We start from the raw sequence: 8,215 nt of genomic DNA on the forward strand, positions 1-8,215 counted from the left end.
AGAGACAGAGTTTAAATACCTCCTAGCCTACTTAAGTAGGGAGGCACAATTATTTTTAGGATGGGTTAGCGGTAGCGTAACATAATCGGGCGTTGGGTTTCATGCTTCAACCCAACCTACGTTGATCTTATATTTAATTCCACCCACCCACTTATGTTAAATTCCATCTTAGAGCCTCGTGGTGGCGAACATCAAACCATAAGAGCCTTTTTTGAGCCAAAAACCATAGCTGTGGTGGGATTTAATCGCCAAAATCGCCAACTTGATCGCACTCTTTTACATAATCTCCATCATAATCCCGGTCAGCACCGCCTTTATCTAGTTAATCCTCACCCCGAAAACTGGCTCGCTCTTCCCACCTATAGCAGTTTAGAGGATATCCAGACGGCGATCGATCTGGTAATTATCACCGCCCCCGCTCCCGAAATTCCCGCTATTATCGCCCAATCTGTCGAAAAACAGGTTAAATGCGCCCTGATTCTCTCCACGGGTTTTCGGGAAACTGGACAGACAGGGAAAAATTTACTTAGGGAAATTAAAGCGATCGCTGGTCAAAAATTACGCATAATCGGTCCCCATAGCTCAGGAATCTGCAATATAAGCCAAAATCTTAACGCCACCTTTTCCCCCATCCTGCCGAAAACCGGTTCAATTGCCCTGATTAGTCAAAGTGGTGCGATCGCTGCTGCCGTGCTTGATTGGAGTTTAAGCGAAAATGTCGGTTTTAGTCACTTTATCTCCCTCGGAGTTCTTTTAGATGTGGATTGGGGCGAATTACTCTATTATTTGGGAGACGATCCCCAAACCAAAAGCATCGTTATCTACCTGGAATCCCTGAATAATGCCCGCTCTTTTCTGTCCTCGGCCCGAGAAGTTGCCCTAAATAAACCAATTATCGCCATTAGTCGCCACAGTACCGACTTTGACCCCACTTCTCTTTCCCATGCTGGCAAATTGACCAGCGATCAGCTAACTCTCTCCGCTGCCTTTGCTCGCTGTGGCATCGTGGAAGTACAAAGACTGGCCGATCTCTTGAATATCACGCAAGTTTTAGCGAAAATTCCCCGATTTCCCCGGGGAAAACGCTTGACAATCATCAGCAATGGTGTTGCTCCCGCTCTTTTAGCGGCCTCGGCTTTAATGGCGGAAGATGGACAACTGGCAACCCTTACCCCCGCAACGATCGCGCAACTAGAGCCTCTTGTTCCCGCGGATATCGTCCCCCAAAATCCCATCGATCTGCGTCGCAGCAGCGATCCCGATAGCTACGCTCGCGCCCTAGAGATCGCTTTAGCGGATGCACATACCGACGCGGTGTTGATGATTCTCTCGCCTCGCTTTAACACTGATCTGCGAGAAATTGCCCTTAGAATTGCCTCAATCGCTCAAAATAGCACAAAACCCATTTTAGCAAGTTTGATGGGGGGAGAGGGCATTGCAGAGGGGGTAGCGTTATTAAATCAGCAAGGTATCCCCACCTATCGCTATCCCGATTCGGCCGCCAGGGTGTTTAATTTGCTCTGGAAATATGAAGAGAATCTGCGCGGTCTTTATCAAACGCCAATTTTAACCAATTCTCAGGAAAATGGCTCCGATCGAGTTTTAGTGAGCCAGATTATCGAGCAAGCAGGGGATAGAACAATTCTCAGTGAGCCAGAGTCTTTAGATATACTGAAAGCTTATGGAATCCCTGTTATTGTCACTAAAATTGCCGAAAGTGCCGCAGAAGCAGTTAATCTCGCTGAATCTCTCGGTTATCCCGTGGTGATGAAACTGTATTCGAGGACGATTATCCATAAAAGTGCGGTGGGTGGGGTACAATTGCCGCTTTTTTCCCCTAGGGCAGTGGTACAAGCATATCAGGCGATCAAAGCTAATGTTAGCGCACAAGTGGGTGGGGAGCATTTTCTCGGAGTGATTATTCAACCGATGTTAGAAATCGATCGAGGATATGAGTTAATTATCGGCTCTAATTACGATGATCAGTGCGGACCGGTGATAATTTTCGGTACTGGTGGCCGTTTAGTCGATATTTTTCAAGATTACGCCACCGCTCTACCTCCTTTAAATACTAATCTCGCGCGCCGACTTTTAGAAAAAACCAAGATTTATCGGGCTTTTCACGGGACAAATGGGCTTAAATCGCTTAATTTAGCGAATTTGGAGCAAATAATCGTTAGATTTAGTCACCTAGTTAGTGAACAACCTCGCATTAAAACTATCGATATTAATCCCTTTTTTGCCGATTCAGAGCAATTGATCGCTCTTTCCGCTTCTATCCTTCTTCATCCTCCAACTACACCCCCAGAAAAGTTATCTCATCCGGCGATTCGTCCCTATCCCGAACATTATATAGAACCTTGGACGACGAAAAGAGGCTTAAAAGTGCTAATTCGTCCAATTCAGGCAGCAGATGAGCCTTTAGTGCGACAATTTCACCATTATCTCTCGGAAGAAACTATTTATTATCGTTATTTTCATCTTGTCAATCTCGATCGCCAAACCGCTTATGATCGTCTTACGCGCATTTGTTTTATCGACTACGAGCGAGTGATGACCTTAGTGGTAGAGATTAATAACGATCAGACGGAAGAGCGAGAAATTATCGCTATAGGACGCTTAAATAAACTGCACGGCGTTAATGTGGCGGAATTTGACCTATTAGTTAGGGATGACTATCAAGGCCAGGGCATTGGTACAGAATTACTACAGCGTTTAGTCACTATTGGCAAAAAGGAAGGATTAGAGGGAATTGAAGGGGAAATTTTAAGTGATAACCGCGCTATGCAGATGATAGCGACCAAAGTAGGGTTTTCTCTCTATAAAACTGCCGATTTTGTCAAAGCGGAACTTGAATTATGAAGCCTTTTTGACGAGCTTATCACTAATTTTCTGGCTGAATTGTTTGGGCTAATCCTTGCTCTAAAGTAAAGGGAGGTTGCCAATTCAGGGTTTTTTGAATATAGCTAGAGTCAACGGCAAGAGAACCAAGCAAGCGATCGATATTATAGGTATTAAAAGGGAGGTTTTTCCCTGTTATAGATTCTACCCTATCACCCAGATAACCTAAGAATCTAAGTAAGGTAGTGGGGATGGGTAGCAATTGACAGGGTTGTTGAATTCGTTGAGCAATGAGTCGAATTAATTGGGGAGTAGAAACAGCTTGGTTATCGCTAATTAAAAAGATTTGATTAGCGGCATTAGGATGATCTAAACAGGTAATAATGGCAGCAACTAAGTTACCCACAAAGACAAAACTACGACGATTTTTGATCGCACCAAAAGGTAAAGGTAATCCCCGTTTAATTAGTTTCATCAAGCGCTCCATATTAGCACGATTGCCTAGTCCGTAAACTAGAGTGGGACGAAGGATCGTCCAAGTCATGTCACTATCTTTTGCTAGTTCAATTAAAGCTTGTTCTGCTTGCAGTTTACTACGACCATAGGGACTATCGGGGTGACAGGGAGAATTTTCGTTCAGAATATTATCACTTTCGGCAGCCATAGCATGAATAGAACTGACAAAAATAAAGTGCTTAACTCCCGCTTTTAGCGACTGCTTCACTAGGTTAATAGTCCCCTTAGTGTTAACTTTTATAAATGCTGCTTCTGGATTGGATATAGTCTCATGAAGTATATGAGCGCGTCCTGCTAGATGAATAACGGTATCAATGCCTAGCAATGCTTCTTGCCAATCGGTTATATCATCAATTTCACCCACCTGAATAGCCTTAATTGACAGGGCTGCAGGAAACTCAAATTTCTGGCGAATTGCAGCTGTTATCTGGCAGTTATGTTGATGTAAAATTGGCAGTAAGTGGCTGGCAATAAAGCCATTAGAACCTGTAACTAAAACGTTTTTCATTATTAATTATTCAATTAAGTTTAGTAAAGTTTCCAACCATGTTTATTGAAAAAATACACAGCCGATTGAGCAAAAACTATAGCCAGTTTAGTAGAGTTGTGCGCTCCTCTTGCCCAATGATGATAAATATTGACATGGGGATAAAGTATGGTTTTGTATTTTTTAGACATTCTCATGGTCAAATCATAATCTTCAAAATACATGAACATATTTTTATCAAAATAGCCAATATCATCTAAATATTTTCTGTTAAATAGCATAAAACAACCACTAATAATCGGTACTTCTATTATCTGGTTATAGCTGATATCTCGCATTTCATACCAGTCCAATCTCTTTTTGAAAAGAAACTGCATTTTTTTTGGTATAAAACGTCTAATAAATAAGGTCAAAACTGTGGGTTGACGCTTACAAAGGTATTGGATGTCCCCATTAGGGTAAGATATTTTTGGAGTAATCAATCCCACCTCTTGATGCTTATCGAGGTAGTGAATAAGTTCAGTGATCACATTATTATCAAAATAAACATCTGGATTGATAACTAAATGATAATCATAATTTTTAGCCCTAGTAATAGCTAGGTTATGTCCTTGACCAAAACCAACGTTATTACCATTATTGAAGTAATAATCTATATCGTATTCCTGAAAATTATCAAATATTTTTTTGAGTTCATCGGTGGGAGAATTATCTACTACTGACAAATTAATTTCTATGGGTGTGCTGAACAGAGATTTAATTGCTTGAATAACTATCTCTGGGTCATTTTTGTAAAGGACAAGGGAGGCGCTAAGTTGCATAAGTATCTAAAGCTATTTTTTACTAAAAAGAGTATCCAAACAATTCTATATCTTCCTTGAGATGTTCACTAATAATATTTTTAGTTTCTTCGTTATAATAACTCCTATAGTCTCACTGACGTTGATGATTTTGATTGACGATTGCTAGTTTTACTTCTGGTAACTTAAGCAATTCTAGTATTCTCTCATAGTCTTTTTGTTAAGTTTCAAATATAGTTAAAACATTCCCAGTCATTTAAGATAATTTTTCTCAGAGATTTCTCCAAAGACGACACCGCTACCTTGGGATTATGGATAAAAAGGAAGTTGTATTTGCAGGAAATTAACATTTTATTCTTGCCTCCAGTTGATTTTTTAGTCACAGTCGTAGAACTAGATTTTTTTGGCTATAATAACCTTCTGATCTTCAATTACATTGCGCGTCGAGTTTACTAGACGTATTTCAGCGTGAAAACCACAACTTTCTAACCGTTTAGTTATATCCAATCCGTAATTTCTGAAGGCAAGAACTCTTCCCTGTCCACGGATCTGATCGCCATGATACTCAGGCTCAAGCTGATGTATGATAGTCCCATCAGGCTGCAAGAAACATCTTTCAACTGTTTTCGGGTTATCTGATAAAGGCACGGTAAAAATAAAATATCCATCTTTTTTTAAGACTCTGTAAATTTCAGAAAAACCCTTGCTGTCATCAGGAACATGCTCAAAAACTTCGGTAGAAGTCACTAAATCAAAAGATTCGTCATTGAGAAAAAGATTTTGAACGTCTTGACAGACAACAGAGTTCTTCATCAACCCTAGAGGTACATCATCAAAGTATTCAGAAAAGTATAAATTCTTAAATTTACCTTTTAAGAATTTATAGAAAGCTCCGCGAGAAGACAACTCATAAACAGAGGTACTGGTTGAAAAATTTAGAGATTCAACTGTCAAACCAACTGCTCTATGAATTTTAGTAGATCTACAGTTTAAACAACGAGTACCAAAATATCCTGGATGTATCCGAACCACCACAGAACCGCATAAATTACAAATCCCAATCATCTAAATAGAGCCTCCTTTTATTTTTATATATGGTTATAGTTCATAATTTTTAATTAGCATCAATTAATTTTTTGTACTCCTGATAGTAATTGTAACACATACTTTCCAAAGAAAAAAGTTTTTCTGCTTTTAACTTAGCCCGAGAAACTTTGTCTTTAATTTCATCTAACATAAGTATTTTGTTGTTCAAGTCATCTATATCATCAAGTTTGAAAAATGTCACTTCATTGTCGTCAAACATCTCTCGAAATGTCGGAATATCAGAACAGATAATTGGAATTCCTAAACTGGCAGCTTCAACTAATGCAATACCAAATCCCTCTGAACGAGATGGAAAAACAAAAACGTCAATATTAATCGCCGTTTCCCAGGGATTTTCTCGATAGCCTGTAAAAACACATCTTTGGGCAACTCCTAGTTTTTCTGCCAAGACTTGCAATCGATTAATGTCTTGAGATGTTCCCCCTATTGCTATCAGATGGTACAGGGTATTTTTCTGTAACACTTGTATAATTTGCTCCACTCCTTTTCTTTTATTTAGGATAGAAACTGTACCTATGACAATTTTATCTCCAGTTTTTATATTACTCCCTTTGATTGTCTTTACACTGTCATCCATTTTTTTTATTCCATTGTAAATTACAGTGGTATTTTTATAGCCAAGTCCTTGATAGTATCTTTCCATCGCCTGACTTATGCAAATTGCTAAATCTAATTTTCGGCAGGCTAGGTTCCATAAATTTCCCCATATATAACCTAGTAGAGAGCCTTTTTCGTAGCTGAGTTCATCGACGTGATAGCCATGAATGGTTGTAATCTTTATGCCCTTAATTTTATGGTAATTAATGGCAAGGTACAGATCGGGTTTTAATCCATGGGAGTGGACTATATCGTAATTTTTTAACTCCTGACAAAAACCATTGAAACTTATCTTTTGAAAAGGAGCCTTAAAGCTGAGGCATTTTTCTTGAGCATTAGTTTCACTGAAGTAGAATACCTTCACCTCATGCTCAGGATAAAGACTATTAGACAGCCACAGAGGTATTCTCGTTAAGCCACTATCTTTGAGACGAGGAATAATATAAGCGATTTTCATATGTCGTATTTGCTCTCAACTTTTATTATCTATCTTCACTGCCATTATGCTGGACTATTTTTGACAAATGTAGTGATTCGCAGTTGTCGCTTAATATACCTCATCATTACTACTGCCAAAGAGAGTAATAATTCTAGTTTTGACAGCTTTAAAACTTCCTTTCTAGCTCTAAATTCTTCCCGCAATGCTAATTTTACATCTGAGGAGCGACCACCCAGTAAAAATTCAGCAGTGGCATAATCAAATTGTTTAGGTTTTGATAATTGAGTGAACCTGAGCCAAAGATGGTAATCCATAGCACATTTATAATTATTGTCAAACCCATTTACTTCTTCTATCAAAGCTCGTTCAGAAAAAACAGTCGAATGGGGAATCGTATTTACTATGTGAAGTAGTTTTTGACTAAATTTAGGAGGACAGAAGCAACCCACTATAGTATCGTCTGTATGACTTCTCAATAGTTGATTACCGAAACACCATCGCCAGCCTTCTGAATTATAAGATGAAACCACTGACGACAGGGTTGTGTCAGCAGCAAATTTATCCCCTGCATGTAAGTGATTAATTAGAATTCCTGTCGCCAAACTTATCCCTTTATTCATAGCGTCAGAAATTCCTGCATCTGGTTCGCTTACCCAATAATCAATCACTTCCTCATACTTGCGTATAATATCAACTGTACCGTCCGTGGAACCTCCGTCTATGATGATATATTCCACGTTATCATAAGTCTGGCTAATGATACTCTGAATTGTCTGCTCTAAGTGCTTTTCTCCATTAAAAACTACAGTTATAATAGTAACTAGAGGAACCAGTAAATTGCCAGACAAATCACTCTCTTCATCATAAGACTTTTTGAAATATCCCTTAGTTCTCAATCCACCTTCTCCTCTTCGTTCTGGATTTGGTGGTAAAAACAAAACAGACTGTACTTTTGACGAGGGATCGTTAGTTATGACTGGTTTCTCCTGCGTCACCAGGCGAGTAGTAGAAAAATTGGGGTCTAGCGTAATTGCGTCTTTGTCTTGATTGACTGGGGGAAGCGTCATAATTGTGATTTAGCAGCAGCTTTCGGGGATTGTAACTCACTCCAACACCTCTGTCAAGGATGGTAGAAAGAGGTGATCGACAAACTCATCAATAAACTCGTCAATTGAATTGGCAGCCAGCGCCACAGCCATTGCTTCTTAGTAATTGTTCTACAAACAGAATATCATTGGCTTGCAGGGATTCAAAAACGGACAAATCTACGGATTCTACTTTCTGGGTAAGCAAACTAAATTCTAGAAAATCTTTACTAACATTAGCAAAGTCGGCTCTTCTGGTTTCTGTGTGGAAACTAGGTCTATACTGATAGTTTATTCCGCAAAATAGTCCTAAAAGTTTTGCCCAATAAGCACTTCAGGATTC

The 8,215-nt window shown here is 39.3% G+C and carries 6 protein-coding genes; 1 reads left to right on the forward strand and 5 read right to left on the reverse strand.

What is annotated here, in order from left to right:
• The first annotated feature begins 153 nt into the window (after positions 1-153).
• Positions 154-2,862: a bifunctional acetate--CoA ligase family protein/GNAT family N-acetyltransferase gene (locus IQ242_RS10665; RefSeq protein WP_193959946.1), complete on the forward strand. Its 2,709-nt coding sequence runs from the start codon at positions 154-156 to the stop codon at positions 2,860-2,862.
• A 22-nt stretch (positions 2,863-2,884) separates the two neighbouring features.
• Here IQ242_RS10665 and IQ242_RS10670 read toward each other — a convergent pair whose 3' ends face one another.
• From IQ242_RS10670 to IQ242_RS10690, 5 genes are all read right to left on the reverse strand, one after another.
• Positions 2,885-3,865 (reverse strand): NAD-dependent epimerase/dehydratase family protein, encoded by a 981-nt coding sequence (locus IQ242_RS10670; protein ID WP_193959947.1) that lies wholly within the window; start codon positions 3,863-3,865, stop codon positions 2,885-2,887.
• 20 nt (positions 3,866-3,885) lie between these two features.
• Entirely contained in the window at positions 3,886-4,665 is a 780-nt protein-coding gene (locus IQ242_RS10675) for a glycosyltransferase (RefSeq protein WP_193959948.1), read from the reverse strand.
• A gap of 372 nt (positions 4,666-5,037) precedes the next feature.
• Complete coding sequence (locus IQ242_RS10680; protein ID WP_193959949.1) at positions 5,038-5,709, reverse strand: class I SAM-dependent methyltransferase; 672 nt, start codon at positions 5,707-5,709, stop codon at positions 5,038-5,040.
• 49 nt (positions 5,710-5,758) lie between these two features.
• The gene (locus IQ242_RS10685) at positions 5,759-6,805 is read right to left on the reverse strand and encodes a glycosyltransferase family 4 protein (protein WP_193959950.1); all 1,047 of its coding nucleotides are present in this window, start codon (positions 6,803-6,805) and stop codon (positions 5,759-5,761) included.
• 44 nt (positions 6,806-6,849) lie between these two features.
• Entirely contained in the window at positions 6,850-7,854 is a 1,005-nt protein-coding gene (locus tag IQ242_RS10690; RefSeq protein WP_228020923.1) for a glycosyltransferase family 2 protein, read from the reverse strand.
• Positions 7,855-8,215 lie beyond the last annotated feature (361 nt).

This window comes from Microcystis sp. LEGE 08355, from assembly GCF_015207185.1.
Classification (GTDB): Bacteria; Cyanobacteriota; Cyanobacteriia; order Cyanobacteriales; family Microcystaceae; genus Microcystis; species Microcystis panniformis.

What these genes read in the sequence shown, in the direction of transcription:
- IQ242_RS10670 (WP_193959947.1), bottom strand. Translation starts at nt 3,865, where the DNA reads ATGAAAAACGTTTTAGTTACAGGTTCTAATGGCTTTATTGCCAGCCAC.
- IQ242_RS10665 (WP_193959946.1), top strand. Translation starts at nt 154, where the DNA reads ATGTTAAATTCCATCTTAGAGCCTCGTGGTGGCGAACATCAAACCATA.
- IQ242_RS10680 (WP_193959949.1), bottom strand. Translation starts at nt 5,709, where the DNA reads ATGATTGGGATTTGTAATTTATGCGGTTCTGTGGTGGTTCGGATACAT.
- IQ242_RS10675 (WP_193959948.1), bottom strand. Translation starts at nt 4,665, where the DNA reads ATGCAACTTAGCGCCTCCCTTGTCCTTTACAAAAATGACCCAGAGATA.
- IQ242_RS10685 (WP_193959950.1), bottom strand. Translation starts at nt 6,805, where the DNA reads ATGAAAATCGCTTATATTATTCCTCGTCTCAAAGATAGTGGCTTAACG.
- IQ242_RS10690 (WP_228020923.1), bottom strand. Translation starts at nt 7,854, where the DNA reads ATGACGCTTCCCCCAGTCAATCAAGACAAAGACGCAATTACGCTAGAC.